The 23902-nt window shown below is 40.9% G+C and carries 23 protein-coding genes; 10 read left to right on the top strand and 13 right to left on the bottom strand.

The genetic code is table 11. The features are described 5' to 3' along the window. Positions 1-157: 157 nt before the first annotated feature. From I8751_RS27585 to I8751_RS27570, 4 genes are all read right to left on the bottom strand, one after another. Positions 158-391: a hypothetical protein gene (locus I8751_RS27585; RefSeq protein ID WP_214442272.1), complete on the bottom strand. Its 234-nt coding sequence runs from the start codon at positions 389-391 to the stop codon at positions 158-160. A gap of 911 nt (positions 392-1302) precedes the next feature. After that, a complete protein-coding gene (locus I8751_RS27580; protein WP_214442271.1) occupies positions 1303-1596 on the bottom strand; it encodes a hypothetical protein in 294 nt (97 codons plus the stop codon). A 283-nt stretch (positions 1597-1879) separates the two neighbouring features. Continuing rightward, positions 1880-3382 (bottom strand): M16 family metallopeptidase, encoded by a 1503-nt coding sequence (locus tag I8751_RS27575; protein ID WP_214442270.1) that lies wholly within the window; start codon positions 3380-3382, stop codon positions 1880-1882. Positions 3383-3635: 253 nt separating this feature from the next. Further along, entirely contained in the window at positions 3636-5276 is a 1641-nt protein-coding gene (locus I8751_RS27570) for a M16 family metallopeptidase (protein ID WP_214442269.1), read from the bottom strand. Between the two features lie 151 nt (positions 5277-5427). On the opposite strand from I8751_RS27570, the gene I8751_RS27565 reads away from it, so the two are divergent. Further along, entirely contained in the window at positions 5428-6042 is a 615-nt protein-coding gene (locus I8751_RS27565; RefSeq protein WP_214442268.1) for a TetR/AcrR family transcriptional regulator, read from the top strand. A 23-nt stretch (positions 6043-6065) separates the two neighbouring features. Here I8751_RS27565 and I8751_RS27560 read toward each other — a convergent pair whose 3' ends face one another. Beyond that, the gene (locus I8751_RS27560) at positions 6066-6512 is read right to left on the bottom strand and encodes a DUF4332 domain-containing protein (protein ID WP_214442267.1); all 447 of its coding nucleotides are present in this window, start codon (positions 6510-6512) and stop codon (positions 6066-6068) included. A gap of 320 nt (positions 6513-6832) precedes the next feature. On the opposite strand from I8751_RS27560, the gene I8751_RS27555 reads away from it, so the two are divergent. The 3 genes from I8751_RS27555 to I8751_RS27545 all read left to right on the top strand — a co-directional run bounded on the left by I8751_RS27555 (position 6833) and on the right by I8751_RS27545 (position 10812). Beyond that, complete coding sequence (locus tag I8751_RS27555) at positions 6833-9022, top strand: PAS domain S-box protein (RefSeq protein ID WP_214442266.1); 2190 nt, start codon at positions 6833-6835, stop codon at positions 9020-9022. A gap of 54 nt (positions 9023-9076) precedes the next feature. Next, positions 9077-9526, top strand: coding sequence for a response regulator (locus I8751_RS27550; RefSeq protein ID WP_214442265.1), 450 nt, complete (start codon positions 9077-9079; stop codon positions 9524-9526). Positions 9527-9639: 113 nt separating this feature from the next. Continuing rightward, a complete protein-coding gene (locus tag I8751_RS27545; RefSeq protein ID WP_214442264.1) occupies positions 9640-10812 on the top strand; it encodes a hybrid sensor histidine kinase/response regulator in 1173 nt (390 codons plus the stop codon). Here I8751_RS27545 and I8751_RS27540 read toward each other — a convergent pair whose 3' ends face one another. The 3 genes from I8751_RS27540 to I8751_RS27530 all read right to left on the bottom strand — a co-directional run bounded on the left by I8751_RS27540 (position 10813) and on the right by I8751_RS27530 (position 13283). Further along, positions 10813-12246, bottom strand: a complete 1434-nt coding sequence (locus tag I8751_RS27540; protein WP_214442263.1) for a sensor histidine kinase — start codon at positions 12244-12246, stop codon at positions 10813-10815. After that, positions 12243-12962, bottom strand: coding sequence for a DUF4079 domain-containing protein (locus I8751_RS27535; protein WP_214442262.1), 720 nt, complete (start codon positions 12960-12962; stop codon positions 12243-12245). The genes I8751_RS27540 and I8751_RS27535 overlap by 4 nt, the downstream gene beginning before the upstream one ends. Positions 12963-13061: 99 nt before the next feature. Then, entirely contained in the window at positions 13062-13283 is a 222-nt protein-coding gene (locus I8751_RS27530; protein ID WP_214442261.1) for a hypothetical protein, read from the bottom strand. Positions 13284-13945: 662 nt separating this feature from the next. On the opposite strand from I8751_RS27530, the gene I8751_RS27525 reads away from it, so the two are divergent. Further along, a complete protein-coding gene (locus I8751_RS27525) occupies positions 13946-15610 on the top strand; it encodes an FAD-dependent oxidoreductase (RefSeq protein WP_214442260.1) in 1665 nt (554 codons plus the stop codon). A 10-nt stretch (positions 15611-15620) separates the two neighbouring features. After that, positions 15621-17069, top strand: a complete 1449-nt coding sequence (locus I8751_RS27520) for a sensor histidine kinase (protein ID WP_225894461.1) — start codon at positions 15621-15623, stop codon at positions 17067-17069. 120 nt (positions 17070-17189) lie between these two features. Here I8751_RS27520 and I8751_RS27515 read toward each other — a convergent pair whose 3' ends face one another. From I8751_RS27515 to I8751_RS27500, 4 genes are all read right to left on the bottom strand, one after another. After that, the gene (locus tag I8751_RS27515) at positions 17190-18227 is read right to left on the bottom strand and encodes a tellurite resistance TerB family protein (RefSeq protein WP_214442259.1); all 1038 of its coding nucleotides are present in this window, start codon (positions 18225-18227) and stop codon (positions 17190-17192) included. 197 nt (positions 18228-18424) lie between these two features. Next, a complete protein-coding gene (locus tag I8751_RS27510; protein WP_214442258.1) occupies positions 18425-19648 on the bottom strand; it encodes a hypothetical protein in 1224 nt (407 codons plus the stop codon). Next, on the bottom strand, positions 19645-20943 hold the full coding sequence (locus I8751_RS27505; RefSeq protein WP_214442257.1) for a sensor histidine kinase: 1299 nt from the start codon (positions 20941-20943) through the stop codon (positions 19645-19647). The genes I8751_RS27510 and I8751_RS27505 overlap by 4 nt, the downstream gene beginning before the upstream one ends. A gap of 73 nt (positions 20944-21016) precedes the next feature. Then, positions 21017-21694, bottom strand: coding sequence for a response regulator transcription factor (locus I8751_RS27500; RefSeq protein WP_214442256.1), 678 nt, complete (start codon positions 21692-21694; stop codon positions 21017-21019). A gap of 90 nt (positions 21695-21784) precedes the next feature. Here I8751_RS27500 and I8751_RS27495 point away from each other — a divergent pair, with 90 nt between their 5' ends. After that, positions 21785-22174: a hypothetical protein gene (locus tag I8751_RS27495; RefSeq protein WP_225894460.1), complete on the top strand. Its 390-nt coding sequence runs from the start codon at positions 21785-21787 to the stop codon at positions 22172-22174. 35 nt (positions 22175-22209) lie between these two features. Here the strand turns inward: I8751_RS27495 and I8751_RS27490 are convergent, their stop codons facing one another. Continuing rightward, positions 22210-22347 (bottom strand): hypothetical protein, encoded by a 138-nt coding sequence (locus tag I8751_RS27490; protein ID WP_225894459.1) that lies wholly within the window; start codon positions 22345-22347, stop codon positions 22210-22212. 36 nt (positions 22348-22383) lie between these two features. On the opposite strand from I8751_RS27490, the gene I8751_RS30540 reads away from it, so the two are divergent. From I8751_RS30540 to I8751_RS29930, 3 genes are all read left to right on the top strand, one after another. After that, on the top strand, positions 22384-22530 hold the full coding sequence (locus I8751_RS30540; RefSeq protein ID WP_404800456.1) for a hypothetical protein: 147 nt from the start codon (positions 22384-22386) through the stop codon (positions 22528-22530). A gap of 193 nt (positions 22531-22723) precedes the next feature. Then, a complete protein-coding gene (locus I8751_RS29935; RefSeq protein WP_225894458.1) occupies positions 22724-23032 on the top strand; it encodes a hypothetical protein in 309 nt (102 codons plus the stop codon). Between the two features lie 3 nt (positions 23033-23035). Beyond that, positions 23036-23707 (top strand): ATP-binding protein, encoded by a 672-nt coding sequence (locus tag I8751_RS29930; protein ID WP_225894457.1) that lies wholly within the window; start codon positions 23036-23038, stop codon positions 23705-23707. Positions 23708-23902: the final 195 nt, after the last annotated feature.

The following is a 23902-nucleotide window of genomic DNA, read 5'->3' as shown; positions in this document are numbered from 1 at the left end:
TACTCCTAAAATTCTCGTTGCAGTCAAAGAAATGGTTGATTTTTTAATCTGGCTGACTCTCAGGATTTATTAATAATCTAGAAACATCATGTTAATCACAAAGATTATTTTTAACCCTAGAGAGTCATCTAACTTTTGTAGGGAACTACAAAGTTATTTAGTATCCGTACTTACCGCTGAATGACTTAGCTAAATAGCCAATATGACCAATGCCATAAGTATAAACCCAAGCTTCAGCTAGCTTTGTCAATCCAGACATATCGCTGACATAGCTACCATAAGAACCACCAACAATGGAATCTACATCGCTCAGTTCATTGAGGAAACTTTCAGAATCTTGAAATAGTTGTGAACCAACAGCGTGGAGTTCAGAAAGAGCGATAGTTGCCATAATTTACTCCTAAAATTCTCGTTTCAAGTAAGTGAGGTATGCAATCAATCAAGCTGTGTTTGCTTAACCGATACTGCAATTTTTATTCATAGCAATTAAGAAAGTCAATGCTAAAAACATGTTTAAAGAGACATAAATAAATGCTTTGAGTCTTTTAAAAAAATCAATTTATATACGGAAAAATAGTTTTAAACGGATAGTAAGTTTGATTTTTAAATTGCAACATACCAAATACATATTTAATATTTGATTGTCGAAATCATAAAAATGTTTTTATTTTTTCTATAAATAAATTCAGGGGCAACTTGCTCCACTTGGGCTTTATGGCGATTCCCGTGCAAACAAGGTACAGAAAAAAATTAACCACCACGTGAGTTCGACCGACCTCTCCCTCTCCTAAAAGGCGTTTGCGTAGCGTCTCCGTCAGGACTACGGTGTACGAACTGCTATATACCCTTTATTAAAGAAGAAGAAACAAATTTTTTAGTTCTGATCTCTGCCTTTCTTCAGTAAGATTGACTAGAAAAAATGCTAGTTTAATATTCAATATAAACATTAAAAAACCGGGCTAATTGGGACTGATACCAATTCACAATGACGCTCCTTCGTCGCTCTAAGCGTAGCTATGCCGCAGGCTTTACGCTGCGAAGATCGCAATTCGCAATTAAAAAACCTTGATACAGATGTAAACCTTGAAAGGTTTACATCTGTATCAAATTTTTCGTGAAACGTGAAATGGTATGAAGTAATGAAATATCATTCTTTATAAGCACAATAGCCCGGTTATTGAGTTTAACTAGTTAGTATTTTAGTAAGTAAATTGGCACAATAAAACCAAAATATATCAATAAAAAATCGTGCGCTCCACTGTTAATTAAACTCAGAGCGCACGAAAAATTCAAAAAGTGTAATTAAAAAAAACCTGTTTGTTGAAATTGACCCCGCAGACTCAACATTGTTTCATCTATTTGTGACCTCATGTTACCGAGAATACTATCTATATTGCCTAGTGTAGTTCTTACAGTATCACTTGCACTTGCGGTGTCGGTTGTATTACTTGCTGTTCTTGTTCTTGGATAACCGTAACCGTAACCGTAACCGTAACCGTAACCACCCTCCACAAACTTAATTTCTCTAAGGCTGATTTCAGCAAGTAGATTTTCTTCACTACTAGGATACAAGTTAGAGATTGTTATTTTCGTCATTTTTTTTCCTCAAGCTCTGCAATAGTAACAAGAAAAGCCCTGGACAAGATTAGACTGCAAATCCAAGATCACTATCTAATATTATGTAATGCGATTTTATAAATTCAAGCTTTTTAGGCTGTTTTTAAAGACATAAAGAAGGGAGTTTTGCCTTTAATGATAAAAGTTTTATAGTATTTGTAATTGTATTGTCTGACTTAATTGTTCCATATAAATAGAGACGCAATTAATCGCGTCTCTATCTATTATTTGAGCATAATTGTTTATAGACAAGCAACTGTGATTAATTCTTGACCTGTGGTTGCAAATCAGGAATAGTCACATCTATCGGCGTTACTTGGGTGGCTAGCTGTGTTAATGGCGGTTGAATGGCGGTTTGATTGCCTACCACTAAAGTGACTAGATTTTCTGGCTTGAGATATTGCTTGGCTACCCGTTGCACATCAGCCGCTGTTGTTGTAGCTACAGCTTTTTGATAGCGAAATAGAAAATCAGCTGGGTAGCCGTAATATTCGTATCGCATCAACCGTGATAAGGTTTGGCTGGGGTCTTGAAAGTTGAATACGAAGGAATTAAGCGTAGACTCTTTAGCAAAAGCTAGTTCTTTTGCTGTCACTCTTTGAGTTTGGGTGCGTTTAATTTCAGTCTGTAAGGCTTTGACAAACTGCACAGTAGCATCAGAGCGCGTTTGTCCACCAGCAATGAACATACCAGGGTAATCAAAGCGGGGACTCCATTGGCCATATACAGAGTAAGCTATACCTTGACGCGATCGCACTTCATTAAACAAACGTCCACCAAATCCATTTAACACCCCATTCAATACATCCAGCGCTGCATAGTCAGGATTGTTAAACTGTCCGCCTAAATGCCCAATCAGTACACTGCTTTGCGTCAGTTGCGGTTGATTCACCATAAATACACCACCTGTATTAGCTGGTGATACCTCTGATAACTGGGGTTTAGTAATTTTGGGGTTACGCTGCCAATCACCCAGCTTAGCTTGAATGAGCGATCGCATTTTCTGAGCGTCAAAATCTCCTACAATCCCCAAAATCATATTATTGGGATGAAAATACTGTTGGTAGAACTGTACCAAATCTCCACGGGTAACTCGATCAACTGTCGCATACTCTATCGTGCGGGCGTAAGGGCTATCTTTGCCATAAATTAATTTCTGAAACTCCCGATTAGCAATCTCATTGGGATCATCATTGCGACGGGCAATACTACCCTTGGCTTGTGTCTTAGCCAAGTCTAGCTTTGATTGAGCAAATACAGGCTCCCTCAACACCTCAGCAAACAGCCCAAAAACTGTTTCTAAATCTTCACTAAGCGCCTCAAAATTAGCACTACCTGAAGTTTCACCAATACTAGTTTCTACAGCCGCAGCTCGTTGTTCCAACATCTCATTGAGTTGATCCGGCGAATGCTTCTGAGTTCCACCAGTCCGCATTACCGCACCCGTAAACTCAGCCAACCCGATTTTCGCTGATGGTTCCAAGCGGCTTCCCGTCCGGATCAGCGCCGTCCCACTTACTAATGGTAGTTCGTGGTCTTCCATCAAATACACAACCAAGCCGTTTTGTAAAACAAACCGTTCATACTTGGGTAACTTGATTTCCGGAATTGGTGCAAACTGCAACTCTGTGTAATGTTTAGCCTCTGCTGTCGCCGCCAGAGAAAAATCAAACGTGACAAACAAACAAGCAAAAGCAGCAATCAATGCATAAACCAGCCGCTTAGCATTTTGGATTTTGAACACCTTCACCTTATACCTTTGCATATCTCTCTTCCTCTGTGTCCTCAGCGTCTCTGCGGTTTATTTACGCTACGCGGGTTAGTTGTCAGTTGTGAGTTGTCAATTATTTTTGATCTGGTTTAATACCCTAAAGCGTAAGTGGCATGTTTTTAAAACATCTTTACCACTAACCACTGACTACTAACCCTTCGGGTTCAGCAGTTACTCCACTTGGGGAAACCCCAAGACCGTACTGCTTCACCACTGACAAAACTCTATCCACTAGGGGATAGAGTTTTTATTTCTCTTTCGACAACAACTTACCAATCGTGCGATTTTCGGCTGTAAACGTTCCCTTTGCCACTCGCTGAATATCAGCAGTTGTCACCGCAGCTATTTGATCCAATTGCTTAAACAAATTCCGCCAAGAACCAGTTTTTACCTCATATTCCAGCAATTGTTGCGCCATCCCCATATTAGAATCGAGGCTGCGTAACAAACCTGCCCGTGCTTGGGTTTTTACCCGCTGCAATTCAGTCATAGTCACAGGCTCAGATTTCAATTTGTCAATTTCTTGGCGCAAAGCTACCGCTAACTCATCAACTGTGTTACCAGGAGCTGTGAGAGCATAGAACAGCATCAAATTAGGATATTTATCCCCTGGGAATCCGCTGAAACCTTGAGCATTTAATGCCAAACGCTGCTCTTCCACCAAAGATTTGTAGAGCCGCGATGTGCGTCCATTACTTAATAAACTGCCAATAATTTCATAAACCGCATTATCTGGATGGTTAATCGCTGGACGATGATAACCTTCTAAATACCAAGGTTGAGAAGGTAGTTGTAAAGTAACTTCCCGCGTTTGTTTCTGCGGTGGTTCCGTCGGGATTTGGGCAACAGCTTTTGATTTTGCTTGAAAGCGACCAAAATAAGTTTGCGCTAGTTTTTTTACCTGAGTTGGGTTGACATCGCCGACAATGGCGATCGTTAAATTACTAGGTACGTAGTAATTGTCAAAAAACTTCTGCACATCTTCTGGTGTGAGGTTACGGATATCTTCGTCATAACCAATCACCGGACGCTTGTAAGGATGAACTTTGTAAGCAGTATCAAGAAACTTTTCCACCATCATGCCAATGGGTGAATTGTCTACCCGCATCCGTCGCTCTTCTAAAATTACATCTTTCTCTTTATAAAACTCGCGCCATACAGGGTTGAGAAATCGGTCTGACTCCAGCGACATCCAAAGTTCCAACTTATTGGCAGGAAAGCTGTAAAAGTAACGGGTGGCTTCTGTAGAGGTTGTGGCATTTAAACCTACACCTCCGGCTTGTTCGACAATTTGCCCTAGTTCATTTTGCTTGACTAGCTTGGCTGCTTGTGATTCCACTTGTTCAAACTCAGCTTGTAAGCGAGCGACCTGATCTTTTTGACCTTCGGCTTTTGCTGTTTTAATTTGAGTGTCTAACTGTTCTAATTTTTCTAGTAGCGGTTTTTCTGCCTTGTAATCTTTTGTGCCGATGCGTGTCGTGCCTTTAAATGCTAAATGCTCTAAAAAGTGTGCCACGCCTGTTTTACCAACTGGCTCATCTACACCACCTACATCCGCATAAGTCAAAAAAGAAACTACTGGTGCTTGATGTCGTTCTAAGACAATGAACTTCATGCCGTTTTCTAGGCGAAACTCTGTCAACTCCTTAATCACCCGATCTAAATAAGGTTGAATGGAGCTTGGTTCTGCTAGGGTTGGAGTTGTAGTTCTTTGGGCAGGAGGTGCAGTCTGAGTTTGTGCTAGCGAGACTTCGGGAGTTATTCCGCACCAGAAAATTACTAGTGCCGTCAACACTGCTAATGCCCGACGCAAGACTACAGATGCGCGATCGCACCAATTAAAAATTTTAAATTCCAAATCCCAAATTGAATAACTGGGTTGATTCATAAGCGACAATGAAAGTAAGGTTCCACTAAAAAAGAGATAAGCTGTTTGCCGAACAAGGCGTTAATCTTGTATTAAGCTTTCTATGTTTTTTGTACTTGACGTTAGACAATAATGCTACAAGTCGTGTTCCGAAGATATAACAATAACTGTGATGCGAGTTTTTAATTCTCCCCCATCCTCAGAGGCACAAACCCGTACCCGTATTTTACAGGCGGCACAGCGGTTGTTTGCCTCTCAGGGATTTGATGGCACTACCACTCGCGACTTAGCACAAGCAGCAGGTGTTGCAGAAGGCACTCTGTTTCGACATTTTCCCAATAAAAAGGCAATTTTGGTAGAGGTGGCGACTAGTGGCTGGGTAGACATTCTGACAGATTTACTCACCGAATTGAGTGAAATGGGCAGTTATAAAGCTGTAGCTCAGGTAATGCGCCGTCGGATGTGGAATTTACACAAAAATGTTGATTTAATGAAAGTTTGCTTCATGGAGGTGCAGTTTCACCCAGATTTGCGCGATCGCATTCAAGTTGAAGTTATTAACAAAATGACCGATGTGGCCGAAGCCTTCTTTCAAACTGCAATGGATAAAGGCATTTATCGCCAAACAGATGCCAAACTCGTTGCCAAGGTGTTCTTAGGAATGTTTGCGATCGCCGGATTTTCTGACAACACCCTCATGGAACCTGACGCTTCTCCCCAAGAAATGCAGCAAATGGCAGAAGGACTCGCTGATATCTTTTTGAATGGGGTACTAGCTAAAGAGTGAGCAGGGGGCAGGGGGGAGAATAATTACTCAGTACTCAGCACTATTTTTGCTTGTTGACTCCACTGTTGCACTAACTCAATCGCCGGACACAAATCTCGTCTTTGTGTTGTTGCTACTTGCAAGCGCATAATTTGTTGGTGCAGTCTGTGTGTGGGAGTCTGAGATAACTGTACGACAGAAGCAATACCTGCATGAAGCAATAAGCCACAATATTGTGTACCCACACCAGGAATACGCGCCAAATCAGCTAAAGCCATCCATTTATTGACATACTGTAAATGAACCTGTAATTTATTAGCTAAAGCCATTCTAGCTGCTGGGCTACTGCCTTGCTTGAATAGTGTTTTGGTAGTTGAAATACCGCAGTTTTGTAATTTAGCTTGTTCTTCTTGATTCAATCCAGGTAATTGTTCGATAGGCCAGTCACAAGATGCGATCGCACTTCTAATATTTGTTTGCTTAGCGGGCATTTCTGAAACTAAAGTATAGGCTTACTTAAATATTGTGCCTCTTTTGATAGAATCGCGTCTGACGTTTCAATTCTGTTAGCGATCGCCCTGTCCAATACATGAGATTTTCTGAGGTTGTTGAGGGGATTCTGTGAGGTATAAATTAATATAGTTCATACTGGAGTAATTGTGAATTAGCATTGTAAGCTACTCACCTATTAACATGATTTTACGATCGCCTGTAAACGCTTCAACTGTATCATTTTATTCATGAGTCAGTAGTAGCTTGTCATTGAAGCTAACACTGATTTGGTTGTTAGCTATACTTGCGTGAGTATTCCATGAACAGACTGTCAGAAAAATTAGTTGCAGGCGGTTTTAACTTGGCATTACTGCTTCTGTGTGGCGTGGGAGCAGTTTCTTATCTGAGCATTCAAAAGTTGAGAGAGGAAAAGCAATCAGTCATTCATACTCATCAAGTTCTAGAAGTCCTTGATAAGATGCGGATTGGTATTAGCAATGCCCAGAATGCACGAACTAGTTACATCCTCACGCAAAAAGCAGCTGATCGAGAAACATATCAGGTAGAGAACCAAAAAGTCTACAAGACACTCAAATCTTTGCGTCAGCTAACCAGGGATAATACCGATCAACAAAAGCGGCTTGATACACTTGAACCTTTAATTGCCCAGAAATTTGCTCTGCTTGAACAGTCAATGAACTTCTTGGAACAAAGAAACTTAGACCAAGCAAGTCAAATGGCTATTAGCAAACAAGTCATAGAAGTCCGTGAAAAACTCCAGTCTGTAGCCATAACGATGGAAAACGAGGAAAAAACCTTATTAAAACAGCGAACAGACATGACAGATGCTCGTTTGTATCAAATCATTACTGTGGTGGGTCTGGGATATGGTTTAAGTATTGTCTTGTTAATTGTGGTTTACTTACTGCTGCAAAAGCAAATTCACATTAACAAGGCTTTATCTCAAGAAGCTATTTGTTTAGAGCAGCAAGCTGCAAAAGCTAAACTGGCAGATATTTTAGAGACGGTTACAGATGCATTTGTTGCCCTCGATCGCAATTGGTGCTACACATATATCAATCAAAGGGCAGGAAAAATTTTCAATCGCCAACCCGAAGATCTAATTGGCAAAAACATTTGGGAAGAATTCCCTGAAGGTGTAGGACAAAAGTTTTATCATGCCTACTACCAAGCGATGACAGAACAGCGAGTGATTGAGATGGAGGAATATTATCCACCTTGGGAGCGCTGGTTTGAAAATCGTATTTACCCGTCTCCAGAAGGATTATCAATTTTCTTTCAAGACATCACTCGTCGCAAACTAGCAGAAATAGCTTTAGAAAGAAATGAAAGGCGCTATCGTTCATTAGTGATTGCCACTTCTCAAGCTATCTGGATAACTGATCCTAACGGCAACATAGTAGAAGATATTCCATCTTGGAGAAATTTGACAGGGCAAAGTGAGGCAGAAGTTAAGGGAAGGGGACGACTCAATGCAATTCATCCTGAAGATCGGGAATTAACTGAGTTATTGTGGACTCAGGCACTGACAACTAAAAGTGTTTATAAAACTGAGCATCGTGTACGGCTTGCTGATGGCAATTATCGATTTTTTGCCTCCCGTGCAGTTCCTGTCTTGGATGATAATGACGAGATTCAAGAGTGGGTAGGTGCTAACACTGATATTACAGAACGCAAACTTGCTGAAGCCGCATTGCAACAGGCAAATGAGGAATTAGAAACCAAAGTTCAAGAACGAACAGCAGATTTACAAAAACTGAATGAAGAACTAAAACGCTCTAACCAAGAATTAGAGCAGTTTGCTTATGTAGCTTCCCACGATTTGCAAGAACCACTACGAGCTGTGACAGGTTATAGCCAACTTTTAGGACAAGAATATCAAGACCGCCTCGACGAATCTGCCCAAGAATATTTAAGTTATATCGTGGATGGGGCAACCCGGATGCAGCGGTTGATTCAAGATTTGCTAGCTTTTTCTCGTGTGGCAACTCGCGGTCAGGAATTTACTTCTGTTGACTGTAATGCTTCACTTAATACGGCTTTGAGTAATTTACATATAGCGATCGCTGAAAGTCAAGCCATCATCACTCATGACCCTTTGCCACAACTACTTGCTGATAAAACCCAAATGGTGCAGTTATTCCAAAATCTTATCGGCAATGCTATCAAGTTTCGCCGCAAAGATCTTCCACCCCAAATTCACATCGGTGCAGTGAAGAAAGCCGATGAAACAGCAGGAGAACTTTCAATTCCCAACTCCCCAGAATGGCTTTTCTCGGTACAAGATAATGGCATCGGTATCAAACCTCAGTACCTTGAGCGTATATTTGAGATTTTCCGACGGCTGCATACTCGTAGAGAATTTACTGGTACAGGTATTGGTCTAGCTATTTGCAAAAAAATTGTTGAGCGTCACGGTGGTCGAATCTGGGCTGAATCTCAGCTAGGTGTAGGGACAATATTTTATTTAACTTTGACTGCAAAATAAGTTACCTTATAAATTATGAGTCAAACATACGTTTAATACACGCTTAGTAACTGCATGGTTAACAATCAGGCATTCCGACATATTGAAATTTTGCTAATTGAAGACTCTCCTAGCGACGCTAACCTTACCATTAAAGGCTTCTTGAATGCCAAAATAGCCAACAATTTGCGCTGGGTTGAAGATGGTGAAACTGCGATAAATTACCTGCAACGGCAAGGAGAGTTTGCTGATGCTCCACGTCCAGATTTAATCTTGCTCGATTTGAATCTGCCAGGCATGGATGGGCGCGAAGTTTTAACAGAAATTAAATCAGATCCAAATCTCAAATGCATTCCTGTTGTCGTACTTACCACATCAACTGATGAGCATGACATCCTCCGTTCTTATAATCTCAGTGCTAATTGCTACGTCACAAAACCCCTTGATGTCTATCAGTTTATTCAAGTGGTGCATTTAATTAAAGATTTTTGGCTAGCAGCAGTAGCCCTCCCACCAGATTCATAGGTTTAATAATTTCTAATTTTGCTTACAACTGAGAAACTGTAGGCACTTTTTGATGGATACAAATCAAGTCAGAGTTGAGCAAACTTATATAACCGTATCTGAAATAAAAGATAATGATTCACATTCTACTGGTAGAAGATAGCCCCACTGATGCCAGACTGCTACGTCAAATCTTTGTGCGTGCAGATAAAGAAGAATGGCAAATGACACATGTTGAGCGACTATCTGAGGCGATTAGTATCAGCTTACAAAGTTCCACAATCCTACCTGATGATTCCCAGGCTGAAAGTGTCAAACAACGCAGATTTGATGTAGTCTTGTTAGACCTTAGCCTCCCAGACTCTACAGGACTGGACACATTGAAAGAATATCAGGCGGAAATACCAGATATCCCAGTTGTAGTATTGACAGGGCTTGATGATGAACAGTTGGCATTGCAAGCATTGGCAGAAGGCGCACAAGACTATCTTGTTAAAGATCAAATTACCATGCAATTGTTAGTGCGGACTGCACGCTATGCTATTGAACGGGGAGATATTCTCAACAAGTTACGAGAGACTGAGGAACGTAGCCGTCAGGCACTAGCGAAGGAACAGGAACTCAACGAACTCAAGTCAAATTTTGTGGCTATGGTTTCTCATGAATTTCGCAACCCTATGACTACGATTCGCACGGCTTTAGAAATTATTGAACATAACAATGCAGCACTAACTGAAGAACAGCGAACTAAATACTTTGAACGGGTTCAAAATGCTATTAAGCAAATGCTTCAGCTTTTAGATGAGATATTATTTTTGAGTAAAACTGAAGCTGCAAAACTAGAATATAACCCTATACCTGTGCATTTAGAAAACTTTTGTAGCGAAATTGCAGACATTTTTCAAATGAGGATAGGTACTCAGCACACCATTAGCTTTACTGCTCAAGGTGAATGTAACCGTGTTCAAATGGATGAAGACTTACTAACTTGCATTTTAACTAATTTACTTTCTAATGCCATTAAGTATTCTCCCCAACAAAGTAATATTAAATTTGATTTGAATTGCAAAAATGGTACTGCAACTTTCCAGGTTCAAGATCAGGGAGTGGGTATTCCCCTAAAAGACCAATCTAATCTATTTCAAACTTTCTATCGCGCTAGTAATGTTGGTCGAATTCAAGGCACAGGTTTAGGACTAGCGATTGTCAAAAGATGTGTGGATTTACATGGAGGTGAGATTCAAATAGAAAGCCAGCAAAATGTTGGTACAACGGTGACAGTGACATTGCCATTACACTTTGTTTAATCATTCTAATAATGAACAGGCTGGCAAAGTAATTGTAAATACGCTTCCTTGATCCATACGGCTACGCACCGTCACAGTACCACCCATACCCTCTACAAATGTTTTGACAATTGACAATCCCAATCCATAACCTCCGGTGGAGCGATCGCGAGCTTCATCTACGCGGTAAAATCGTTCAAAAATCCGTGATTGTTCTTGTAAAGGTATGCCACAACCTTGATCGCAAACTTGAATTATTGCCTCTTGTCCTTGTTGATTTAATTTTAAAATTATGGGTGTATCAGCTTCTGAATATTTAACAGCGTTATCAATTAAATTTAATAATACTTGTTTAAGACGATTGTAGTCTATTTTTACCTCAATTGATTGAGTTGTAGACTCAATTTTAATTGTGCGGCCGCTATATTTTTTTGCCATGCTAACAACTTCTGCAACCAAGTCATTCAACACGCAAGGTTCTTTATGCAGATGTAAATAACCACTATCAGCTCTTGCTAAATCTAGTAAATGCTGTAAAAGACGGATGGTGCGTTCCGCTTCTAAAGCCGCAGTTTCTAAAGCTTCTTGTTGAGTAGGGGTTAAGTTATTCTGCCGACGCAATACACTTTGCAAATAACCATGTACTATGGTCAATGGTGTGCGTAATTCGTGGGAAACATTACTGACAAATTGTCGCTCTTGTTCCCAAGATTGGGATAGACGAGATAACATCATATCAAAAGTTTTAGCCAGTTCTTTAACTTCGCTAGGTGCATTATCTAGATAAAGTTGTGCTTGTCCTAAATCGGCTAGAGAAATGATTTGTGTCATTTGACTTAACTGGCGTAGGGGTTGCAGAGAATGCTGAATATAAAATGCGATCGCTACAGAAATTGTCATAATTGCCACAATACTGCCAATCCCCAAATTTCGCACTATTACTAAAAATATTGTTTGTTCACTAGTAACGTCTTGTACTACAAACAATTTTCCTAATGTTTTATCTTGTATTGGTAATGCACTGCTACACAACACAAAATAACGTTGGCTAACTTTTGCTACTTGGGGTTTAACTGACATCTCAGTTAGAGACATTAACTCAGCAGCTGTCGTATAAGATAACTGATTCCAGTTGAGAGATTTTGCCAGAATTTTATGCTCAGAACTTTTTATCCATAAAAATGTATTGGTAGTTGTTAAGTTATTAATTGCTTTTTGTAATCCAGCTGACGATGGCATTATTTCACCATAAAGTTGTACATCGCGGGGTAAACGTTCGGCAATTTGTTCAACATTATGCTTATGACCATTAATTAAAATTTGCTGCATTTTCCAGCTTGTCCAAATAGCTAAGCTACCTAACCCAAAAGCTGAAACCCCAGCAACTCCAAGCGTTAGGCGTACCCGTAACGAAGAAGGATCAATTTTAAGCCAAATGTTGATGATTTGATTCACTTTGGTACTTGGGGATTGGGTGTCAGACAAGTTTTATTCACAACATCACATTGATAAATGTATGGTTCTTGCCAACTCAGCGGAATTTCTAGTAAGTCTCGCGTTCCTGTCATTCCTTGCCCAATAAATAATAATAGAGCAATGCAATTTAAAATTGTATGCACAGTCCGCCAACGATTGGATCTATCCTGATAAATATCTTGTACAATTGCTAAAGAAAAAATCATCAGCAGAGCTGCGGCGATTCCGATATAATAATGTGACCAGTACCACTCATTTGTACGACGGAATACTCCATCTTGACAGCCAATAATTATTAAACCAGCGCCAGTTAAAGTGGCAAAGATTGCTCGCCATAATCGCTGTTTGGCTTGATAAAGTAATACTAAAGCAGTAATAGTTAAAACAAACATTAGCACAATAAACACAACTTGAAAAGCACTTTTATTCCACAATTGATTATGTAGAATATTTTTGCCAATTGGGTAAGCTAATCCAAGTAAAACTAATCCGACAATTGCACCTGTGAGCCATTCACCTAATTGCTTGTGTTCTTTGCCAACTACTGGAGGAATTTTACTTTTACCTCCAGCTAAAGTTTGTAAACGACGTTGGCGTGTTTGCCAAGCAAAATTAACTACAATACCAATAAGTGGAAAAACAAAAATAACCGCGATCGCTGGATGTATAAGTCCCAAAAAATCTACTATTTCCATATAAAAACTCTCACTAAATAATGATTTAACTTAAGGTTAAAATCTTATTTTTTATCCTTTCAAAGGGGCAAAGCCAAAATTAGCATTAAATAGACGACACTATATCACCACAAATTTAAATTCTGCCAACTTCAGATTATCAGGTACTGTTCCCTGAGCCGGGTGTTCTCCAAGCTGAAATGTTCCAGACTCAGCCAGTGATGTTGCTGAGAGACTAGCTACAGGCGTTGGAGTTGCTGGCTGATTGGAACTTACATCTTTTATCAAACTTATAGTAAAAACAGTAGCGATCGCCAGAATAGCTAAATGCTTTAATCTCATGGCTTTAATGCCCTTAATTCGTCTCTAAAGACAATTTAAAACTTTATATCATAAACAAAATTAATTTAGGCTGAGAATCTGCTAAAAATTTGATGGTGTTATTTTTAGGCAATTCTCAAAAAATTCAGATTATCACATTTTTTGAATTTAATATTAAAAGTTAAATGTATTTTATGTAATTTAAAACCGCCATAACGCTTTGATAAAAACTCCACCCATGAAGGGATGGAGTTTTGTCAGTAGTTAGTGGTCAGTTGCAAAGCGAAAAGTGCGGTCTTGGGTTCTACCCAAGAGGAGCAACTTTTCAAGAATATTTGTAAAAACCACCCATAAAGGGATGGGGTATTAAACCACTGGCTAAAACAACTGACAATTGACAACTGACACGCGAAGCGAAATAAATATTTGTAGTTGGGATGAAGCAGAAAACAGGAGGGAAGAGGGTTTTAGCTTTGTTTATCGTTTTTAAGTTAATTATGTTTTTTCCCACCGACTTACTTACTACTAAAATACTCTTAAGAGAATTTTGAAACATGTCGAATCACCTTTAAAAGTAGAGTTCATGTATATCGAAGAATAGTTTACTGGTTAAACAGTAGATTTTTTGATGACAGATTTTGAATCCAACAGCTAAGCACTGCAATTGTTAAGTAACAGTAGTTATGGCAAAACCAGCAATTTTAACCGTTGATGATGATCCAGAAGTGTTGCAAGCGGTATCACGAGACTTGCGACATCAGTATGGCGATCGCTTCCGTATTGTCCGGGCAGATTCCGGTATTACTGCTCTAGACGCAGTGCAGCAACTCAAATTACGCAATGAAGCAGTTGCTTTATTCTTAGTGGATCAAAGAATGCCTCAAATGGGAGGTGTGGAGTTCCTAGAACAGGCAAAAGTCATCTTTCCTGATGCAAAACGTGCTTTGCTGACGGCGTATGCAGATACGGATGCTGCCATTAAATCAATAAATAGTGCCAGACTTGATTATTACTTACTCAAGCCTTGGAATCCCCCAGAAGAACGGCTATATCCGGTTTTGGATGATTTGCTAGATGACTGGTTAGCTGGATTCCGCCCACCTTTTGAAGGGATTAGAGTAATTGGTAATCGCTGGTCGCCTTTTTCCCATCAGGTGAAAGACTTCCTGGCGCGTAACCAGATTCCATACAAGTGGTTAGATATTGAACTAGAGCCGGATGCGGCAAAATTAGTAGAATACGCAGAAGTTGATGGTACACAGCAATTACCTCTGGTGCTGTTTCCCGATGGTTCCCGATTAATTCAACCATCTAATTTAGAGATTGCTGCCAAAATTGGACTGCAAACTCAGGCAGAGCGTCCATTTTATGACTTGGCGATCGTGGGTGGTGGCCCTGCTGGACTGGCAGCCGCCGTCTATGGCGCTTCTGAGGGGTTGAGTACAGTTTTAATTGAGCGTGAGGCTCCGGGCGGGCAAGCAGGCACGAGTTCACGCATTGAAAACTATTTAGGGTTTCCTGTTGGCTTGAGTGGTAGCGATTTAGCTAGGCGGGGAGTTACCCAAGCGCGGCGATTTGGGGTAGAAATTCTCACTCCTCAAGTAGTAACCAAAGTTAAGCTGCAAGATCCTTATCGGGTTCTGCAATTGGCGGATGGCAGTGAGATTAGTTGCCATGCACTTTTAGTAGCAACCGGCGTTTCCTACCGCTGGCTAAATGTCCCAGGAGCCGAGAAGCTGACAGGGGCAGGAATTTATTACGGTGCTGCGATGACTGAAGCGATCGCCTGTACCAATGAAGAAGTTTACTTGGTAGGCGGTGCAAATTCTGCCGGACAGGCAGCAATGCATTTTTCTAAGTATGCCAGCAAAGTAATCATGTTGGTGCGGGGAGAATCGCTTTCATCGAGTATGTCGCAATACTTGATTGACCAGATTGCCGCGACTGCAAATATCCAAGTTTGCACAGGTTGCAGCGTCGTGGAAGTGAAGGGAAATGAATATTTAGAAGAAATTGTGATTGCCCATGCCAAAACTGGACAAACTGAAACCGTGCCAGCGCGATCGCTTTTTATCTTCATCGGTGCTAGCCCCAAAACTGATTGGCTTGATGGTGTTATTCAACGCGATGCTCAAGGGTTCATCCTCACAGGGCCAGACTTAATGCATAATGGCAAATCTCCTCAAGGTTGGCATTTAGAACGCTCTCCTTTCTTACTAGAAACCAGCGTTCCTGGCATCTTTGCCGCTGGAGATGCACGATCCGGGTCAATTAAGCGGGTAGCATCCGGTGTGGGTGAAGGCTCGATCGCCATTCAATTCGTTCACCGCTACCTGAGCAATGTTTAGCTAATTCGTAATGACGCAGGAGCGTCATTACGAATTAAAAATTAGTATAGGGGGTTCATTAATGTTGTGTATTGAAGAATTGATCAACTTAGACCCATTTCAACGGCTTCCTCAAGACCGCTTGGAGTGGGTTTGCGATCGCGCTCAAACAGTTGAACTCCCTGCTGGAGAAGTATTGCTCCATGAGGGAGACCCTGGACGCGGCTTATTTATTTTAGTCAAAGGTAAAATTAAGCTTACTCGCCGCACTGAAGGAGTTGAAATTCCCATAGGGCAACACGAAGCCCCATCCTTTTTTGGAGAAATTCCCGTCCTCACAGATGAACCTGTACCTGTGACAATGCGGGCATTGACAGATTGCAACCTCTATGAAATTAAGGCAGAGGATTTCCGCAAACTGTTGCATGAATGTCGTGATTTTGAACGGATGGTCTTCCGCATTATGGAACGTCGGCTTCGGGGGCTAGAGTCTTTTATTCGTGGGCGGGAAAAGATGGCAGCTTTAGGGACACTTGCCGCCGGTCTAGCTCATGAACTCAACAACCCAGCCTCAGCCCTCGTTCGGACTTTAGGGGAAATGCCAGCCGCCATCCTGGAGCTACAACGAATGAACTTAGTTTATGGGCAACGCAATGTTGAGGAAGCCCATACTCAAGACTGGTTGAGACTGCGCGATCAGGGCTATGATGTGATTTTGAATAATCGTCTAGATCCGGTGACACTAAGCGATCGCGAAGCCGTCTTGCTGGACTGGTTAGAAGATTATGGTGTAAAGCAAGCCTGGAAATTAGCAGAGCCTTTAGCGGAAGGCGGTATTGAGGTCGAAGCCCTAGATCAGATGATGGAACGTTGGCGCAACGACAACACTGAATTACGAGAAATGGGATTGCATTGGCTATCGCTCTCATTTGAAGTCATGTCGATGATTAAACATGGTTTGCGAGGAGCCGAGAGAATTTCCGAACTTGTGCAAGCGATGAAGTCATACTCTTACCTCGATCAAGGCATTCAGCAAGAAGTAAATATACATCAAGGCTTGGAAGATACCTTGCGATTGTTTGCTCATAAATTCAAGTATGGTATCCAAGTGCAACGCAATTACGATCAACATCTTCCGAAAATTATTGCCTATGGTAGTGAACTGAATCAGGTGTGGACGAACTTAATTGACAACGCCATTGATGCAATGGATGGTAAGGGATTGCTGGAAATTACAACTTGGCATTGTGATCGCTTTGCTCATATTGACATCATCGATTCTGGCAGTGGAATTCCACCTGAAATTCAAACGCGCATTTTTGAACCTTTCTTCACCACTAAATCAGTGGGACGTGGTTCAGGACTTGGTTTGGAAACCGTTCGCCGGATTGTAGAAAATCGTCATCATGGTACGCTCTCATTTGAGTCGCAGCTAGGCAGAACTTGTTTCACTATCTGCTTGCCTTTGCCAAATCCTTAGTACATATAGACAATAAAAAACCAGCACTCATCTGCGTGCTAGTAAAATATCTCGTCTTTGCGATCGCTCTTTAATTTCTAGTCAATTTTTTGCTGATGAAGCTACATTGAGATATTTCGACTAAGCGAAATCTATAGTTTCAACAAACTCTAAAATACTTTCTTTGATATATTCAGCTTCTTCTTCAGCAGAGCCACGAATTTCGTCTTTCAAAAAGCTACGCTGGCTACTAACTATATACAAAAATTCAGCATTAATAAAGCTAAGAAGCCCTCGATATGCATCCAATCGGGTAGCTGTACCATTATTTTCTTGCTTAGAAATTGTTGAACCTTGCGGCATATTAATTAATGCAAAGTAAGCTCCAGCCATCGTGTCTGACAAATATTCGCTGTATTCTAACTGAGCATTAGGCACATTGGCTAAAATCGCCTGCGGCAGATACTTATCTACTAAAATCGACTGCAAGTATTCTTCCTGTCCTATAGATCCCATTTCCTTTATTTGTTCTGGTGGTATAGAATAATAGTCAATTCTGAGTAAAGTGCCAAAGTCATCTGAAAATCCCACTACTCCTTCTTGAGTTTGAACTTTACCCCCTTGCTGAGAGTCAACTGGAATCGGCACAGTAAAATTGCCTAAAGGTGATTCATACACATCTTCGCTATAGTCTTCTCCTTCTTCAAGGTATTCTTCATTTTCTGCTTCTTGAAAAGCAGCAATGACTTCCTGCACTATTTCTTGCGCTTCTTCGTCTTCAAGGTCTAAGGCTTCTTGGAGTTTTTTTAGGTAAGGCTGTTTCTGTTGGGGGATAACTAACTCTTCTTCGTCCTCTATTAATACGATTACCCCTGCGGCAAAAGCATCCAGCACCAAATCATCTGAAATGGCTTCGCTTGCAGCATTATATAAAGCCCCTAGCCCATCATCTTCTGCAATGCCTATAAGTCTATCAACTATTTCTGTAATTTCATCTTCTGAATATTCTTCAAAGACCTCGAATTCCCAAAGGATACTTCCTAAAGTTTCTGGGTCTACCTCTTCAACAGCAGAATCTGCAATGGCGGTGACAACTGCTATTGCTGCTACCGCTTCTTCTGGACTTAGGGATTCTTCGGATATCTCTGATGAGTTAAAAATATCGTCATACTTGGTCATGATTGTTACCTCCAAAAATGGCTTTCTAGTAATAATAGATTGAAAGTGACAAAGGTCAGTTTAGCAATGCAGCGAACCTCTTCTGTAAGAGATTTGTTAACCTTTGGCTAACTCAATACTTTTCAAGGTATTTCTATAGTGCCAAATAAGCTTTACTGAAACGGACTGGCTACAAAAACTTCTGACTTGCCTTATCTTTAACGTGGGATATACAGAAAGCGATTGGCGAGGTTTTCGTAGAAACTTGGATCAGTCCAGTAACCTAGGTGTCCTTCTACTCCCCAGGATGCTTGATATTGCATTTCTACATTATCTAGGTTCTCATAGTAATCTAAATGACCACTAATAGGATCTTTCAGGTAGTAATAATTGACCCAATGTACTTGATCGAGCTTGCAGATAACTGGATTTTGGGTGAGATATGAACTTTGCTGGGCAAATTCTGGTTTCGCGCGGAAGGAGTTGAGTTGTTCTAAAATCTGTCTTCGGATGTATTGTCCTTCTTCTGCCATGTCCCGAAAGAAAAAGGCCATTTTGTCTAGTGGCGAACCAAAGGTCACTAGCCCTGTGATTTTATTCAGCAACAGACTTTTATTTTCGTTTTGAGACAGACTAGATTCAATGCACAGAAGATTTAATGTATCGTAGGCAATACAGCTACCCAGAGAATGTCCAGCCAGGATTACTTGGTCATAATTTGCTTGTTTGTCTTTGAGAATTGCTTTCAGCAGCGTTAAGGATTCTGTAAGTATTTGCTGGCGAATTTTTCGGTAAGGTGATTTGGGATCGGTAATGCTGTAAATAGCAACATCGCCGACAAAATTAACTAAAGGTGGTGTGGCAACTTCTTTACTTAGCTTCCAGGCGGATTGGAGAAAATAACCCCGCAAAAATGGCCCTATTAACAATAGAATTAGCCAAATTCCCGTTCTTAAAGCTGGATAGACAAAATTAAATATGCGGAGGAAGATGGTGAGTAAACGCAGACGAAATTTAAACAGGCTGGCTCTATTTTTGTGAGCTAAAAGCTGGTCTAATAAGTCTTTGTTATCTTTGCGATTATAAAAATTGATTGTTCCCTCTAATGTTCTTTCTGCCCATTGTAATATCTCAGGTACACTGATTTTACTTTCTGTATTAGGGGCCCAATAGTATTCATGAACATCAATTAGCCATTCTGGCTCGGCATCTGTTGAACTCAATCTGACAAAGCTTTCTGTCCAATAAGAACCAGTTGATAGTCTGCGCTTGGTAATTAAGTGTTCTAGTTTGAAAGGTAATTTCTGCTTGTTAAATTGCTTAAGCAAGTTCCGGGCAAAATAGTCCATAGTTTCCAAAGGATTCTGCTGGCCGACACCGTGAATCAGCAAAAAGGCTGTGCGCCCTTTGGGAAATCTGGCACTAATATCTTGATCAATCATGATGATTCCCAGTTGAGATGTTTAAACGCGGGAAGGTTAATTTGAAAGGTTGAACCTTGACCAAGTATACTTTCTACCGTGATTTGTCCTCCGTATCCTTGTACAATTTGTTGAGCGATCGCAAGTCCAAGTCCAAAGCCACCTGTTTGGCGAGATCGAACGGTATCTACGCGATAGAAACGATCAAAGATATGGGGTAAATCAGTAGGAGGAATGCCAATGCCATTGTCTTTGATCTGAATTACAGCCCGGTAAGATTGGGTAAAAAGACGCAACTCTACCTTCCCACCTGTTGGTGTATATTTGAAGGCATTGCTCAAAAGATTAATTACAGCTTGTTTGAGCAAGTTAACATCGACTTGTAGCATAACGGGTTGCTCTGGAAGTTGGACGCTAAAATTTAGGCTTTGAGCAAGGGCTTGAACAGTCCACTCCTGAACAAGTGATCGCAAAAGTTCGTTTAAGTTAACGGGTTTTGATATAGTTTCTGTAAGTGATCCATCATGGCGCGAAAGAAAGAGCAAATTGTTAATTAGCGTACTCATGGACTTGGCAGTTTCTGCGATCTTTTGCAGCCTGAATCGTTGTTCTGAAGGGTCTTCGGGCGGCATTAAAGCAACTTGGGCATTGCTCAAAACCGTGGCTACAGGTGTGCGTAGTTCATGGGAAGCGTCGGCTGTAAATCGCTGCAATTGCTGATAAGCACGCAGGCTTGGTCGCATGGCTAATTCGCCCAAAAACCAACCCGTAATGCCAATTACGCCAAAGGTAACGGGGACACCCAAAGTTAAAAACAATCGAGCTTGATTTAAGCTACCGCGTAGAGAATCCATTGGCGCTGCGGTTTGGAAGTAACCAATCAGCACCTTACCTTGCAAAACAGGAAGAGTAATTTGGCGAACCCAGGTTGTTTTAGAAGAAGATTGATTTGAGCTAGATAACACTCGTATTGTTTTAAATCCCGGTTTTACGGTTAATTGTTTCGCATCCGACGAACCGATAAACTGCACAAGTTGCTTGTTCGCGTCATACCACCGGGCATACACTAGTCCACCATTTAAAGACGCACCATTTTCTATAGGAGTCTGGCTACGCTGATTTTGCCATTGACTTTGATAAAGCGAGTACTGGGTTTTTGCAGCAAAGGCTTTACTTTGGGAAAAGAGTTCGTCGTCAAAAAACCGCAATTGTTCTTCTACATTGAGACAGTAGCCCACGCCTGCAAAAGCAAACAAAATTCCCCCCATCGACAGGGCGAACCAGTGAGCAAGATTACGGCGGCTGCGATCAAACATTTTGTATAGGGGCTAGGGGCTAGGGAGGGGAACGAGGTTTTAATTCTCTTGTGCTTATTTGCCTTTTCGTGGTTTAAGAATTTGGTGGATTTAACCGATAACCTATGCGATGGACTGTTTCGAGCCAATCTTTGGCATCAATGGTTTGTAGACGTTGGCGTAGGCGACGAACCAAGGTTGTAACTGCATTACTTTCGGGTTCATCTCCCCAACTCCACAGAGCTTGTTCAATCTGGTCATGAGATAAAACTTGACGGGGATGACGCATCAGATATTCCATTAATTGAAATTCTCGGCAAGAAAGTTGAGTTGTAACTGAACCGCGTTCAATTGTTAAATTGGATAAATGAAGTTGCAGATCATCCAAGCTGAGTATATCTCCTTGCCACATAGGCGATCGCCTTCCCAATGCCCGCACCCGTGCTAACAACTCCAGCACATCCACTGGCTTTACTAAATAATCATCTGCTCCGGCATCTAAACCTGTTACCTTATCTAAAACTGTGTCTTTGGCAGTCAGCATTAGCACAGGAGCCAACTTTCCGGCTCGCCGATACACTTGGCAGAGTTCTACACCACTTACTTTAGGTAACATCCAATCTAGAATCAACAGATCATAGTCTTTGTGAAAGGCAAACCATTGTGCTGTTTCCCCATCTTCAATCGCATCCACTGTATGTCCCACTTTCAACAATGCTGTTCGCAGTGGCTCTAACTGCGATGGGTCATCTTCTACTAGTAAGATCAACATCCCATTTACTCAGCTTGCTGTAATTTTTACTTTCTAGTTTTCAGATTAATCTAAAAGAGTGACACAGAAATGATAAGGTAACGAGCCTAGATGTTGCATTCCATGCGCCAATTTCAGTTTTTTCGAGTGTTGCGATCGTTGGGCTTTGTGTTTTGGTTGTCTTTGCCCTTAATTGGGCTAATTTTCTGGTTGGGGAGTGGTTTTGTGCAAGATCGGATTTTGAGTCACTCTTACTACAACAAAAAATATCTCCAAGCAGATACCCAAGCAGCGCGTCAAATGATGAAAAGAATCGTGGCGATTAAAGTAGAAATTCGCCAAGAAGATGGAGTTTCAATAGTGAATGTGAAAACGAATAACTCAGTTCTCAAAAAGATCGCCTTTGAGTTTCCTGTAACAGAACCGAGCCAAATTGAAGCCAGCCTTAGTCAAGAGTTGGGCTTACCGCGCGATCGAATTAAAAAACTGATTCGCTATTAAACTGAAATTAAGCAAGAAACAGCAAATTCACTCGATTACGCAAACGTTGAGTTTTGAGTATTTTCTTGTTCTGTATTGACTTTGCCTATTTCTTCTTCCAAAATTTGAATGGCTCCACTAATTCGCAGTAAGGTATCACGCAAATTTGCTTGTTTCGTCTCTAAATCTGCCATTACTTTTTGCCCTGATATGCTTATCTCCAAGATGATATGAACAACAAAAGATCTACAGTAGATATGGTCTTAAATTTACTCTGTTCTACCGTTCCTGAAAAATTATCACGACGTAAGCATTTTACTACTAACTCACCCTTAATTAACCACCGTCTGCTTCATCTCTGCCCAGAACCTCATTAGCAGCAATCTACACTTATTTCTCATCATCTCATCCTCGACCCCCAAGTGGTGAGATTACTATTGCATCAACCGGGGTTAGATTCCCTTTCAAGGGTAGGGTTTTCAGAATCTCAAAAATAGTTGAGAAAACTCTCAATTGTTTAACGTGGTTTGGTCGTTTCAGGATTTAAGTATCGGCTGAATTAGCCAAAAAATGACCAAATACAAAATACCTACCCTTGAGAGCGGTATTACAATCCTTGCAGGGGTACAAACTTGGATACCTACAGCTACAGGTGTAAAGGGTTTAATTACAGTACCCTTTGGGATTCTTGAATCTAACCAACGCAGAGATTGTTGGCGAATCCACTTGCAAGCAGCCCAAATAAACATTGAGAATGCAGAGTTAGATGTATTAAGTGATCGCTTTGTTTTGACCCCAGATCAAATTGCCGATTCTGTCGCTACTGCCTATAATACCGCCCGTTGGCAATCAGCCAAAACAGAAAAAACACTACCCTGATTTTTGCACTTATGTAGTGCAGCCCGCGCTCAATCTGGCCACGATTTAGCGACTCTCGCCCAGAAAATTGTCCCGAAATATACCTGGGACGATATCATACTGCACCCCAATCAATTAATGCAACTACAAGAAATTTGTAAAGAAGCAGAATACCGAAATTTAGTACATCAAAAATGGGGTTTTGCAGAGAAATTATCTTTAGGAAAAGGTCTAAATGTTCTATTTTCTGGTTCTTCCGGTACAGATAAAACGATGGCTGCGGAGGTAATTGCTCGTCACTTACAACTAGACCTTTATAAAATAGATTTGTCCCAAATAGTTAGTAAATACATCGGTGAGACAGAGAAAAACCTGAATCGAATTTTCACAGCTGCAACTAATGCTAATGCCATCCTTTTTTTTGATGAAGCAGATGCCTTATTTGGTAAACGTTCTGAAGTGCAAGATGCGCGCGATCGCTATGCCAATATTGAAGTAGGTTATCTGTTGCAAAAAATGGAGGAGTATGAAGGTATTGCAATTTTAACTACAAATCTCCGTAACAATATGGACGAAGCTTTTGAGCGAAGACTCCGATTTATTATCGAGTTTCCGTTACCGGATACAAAAAATCGTTACCTCATTTGGCAAAGAATTTTTCCCAAAAATGCACCTTGTAGCCCGGCCTGGATTTAGAGTTTCTGGCAAATAATTTTGAGCTTACAGGGGCTAATATTCGCAATATCGTTCTCACAGCAGCTTTTTTAGCAGCTGATGATCATGCAGTAATTGAGATGGTACATTTAATCCGAGCAATGCGTCGGGAATATCAGAAAATGGGGCAAATTCTTAGAGATAAGGACTTAGGTCAATATGTAGATTTGCGTTGAC

It is taken from the genome of Atlanticothrix silvestris CENA357 (genome assembly GCF_016056295.1).
In the GTDB taxonomy this organism is placed as follows: domain Bacteria; phylum Cyanobacteriota; class Cyanobacteriia; order Cyanobacteriales; family Nostocaceae; genus Atlanticothrix; species Atlanticothrix silvestris.
This window is presented reverse-complemented; position numbering and strand designations above follow the sequence as displayed.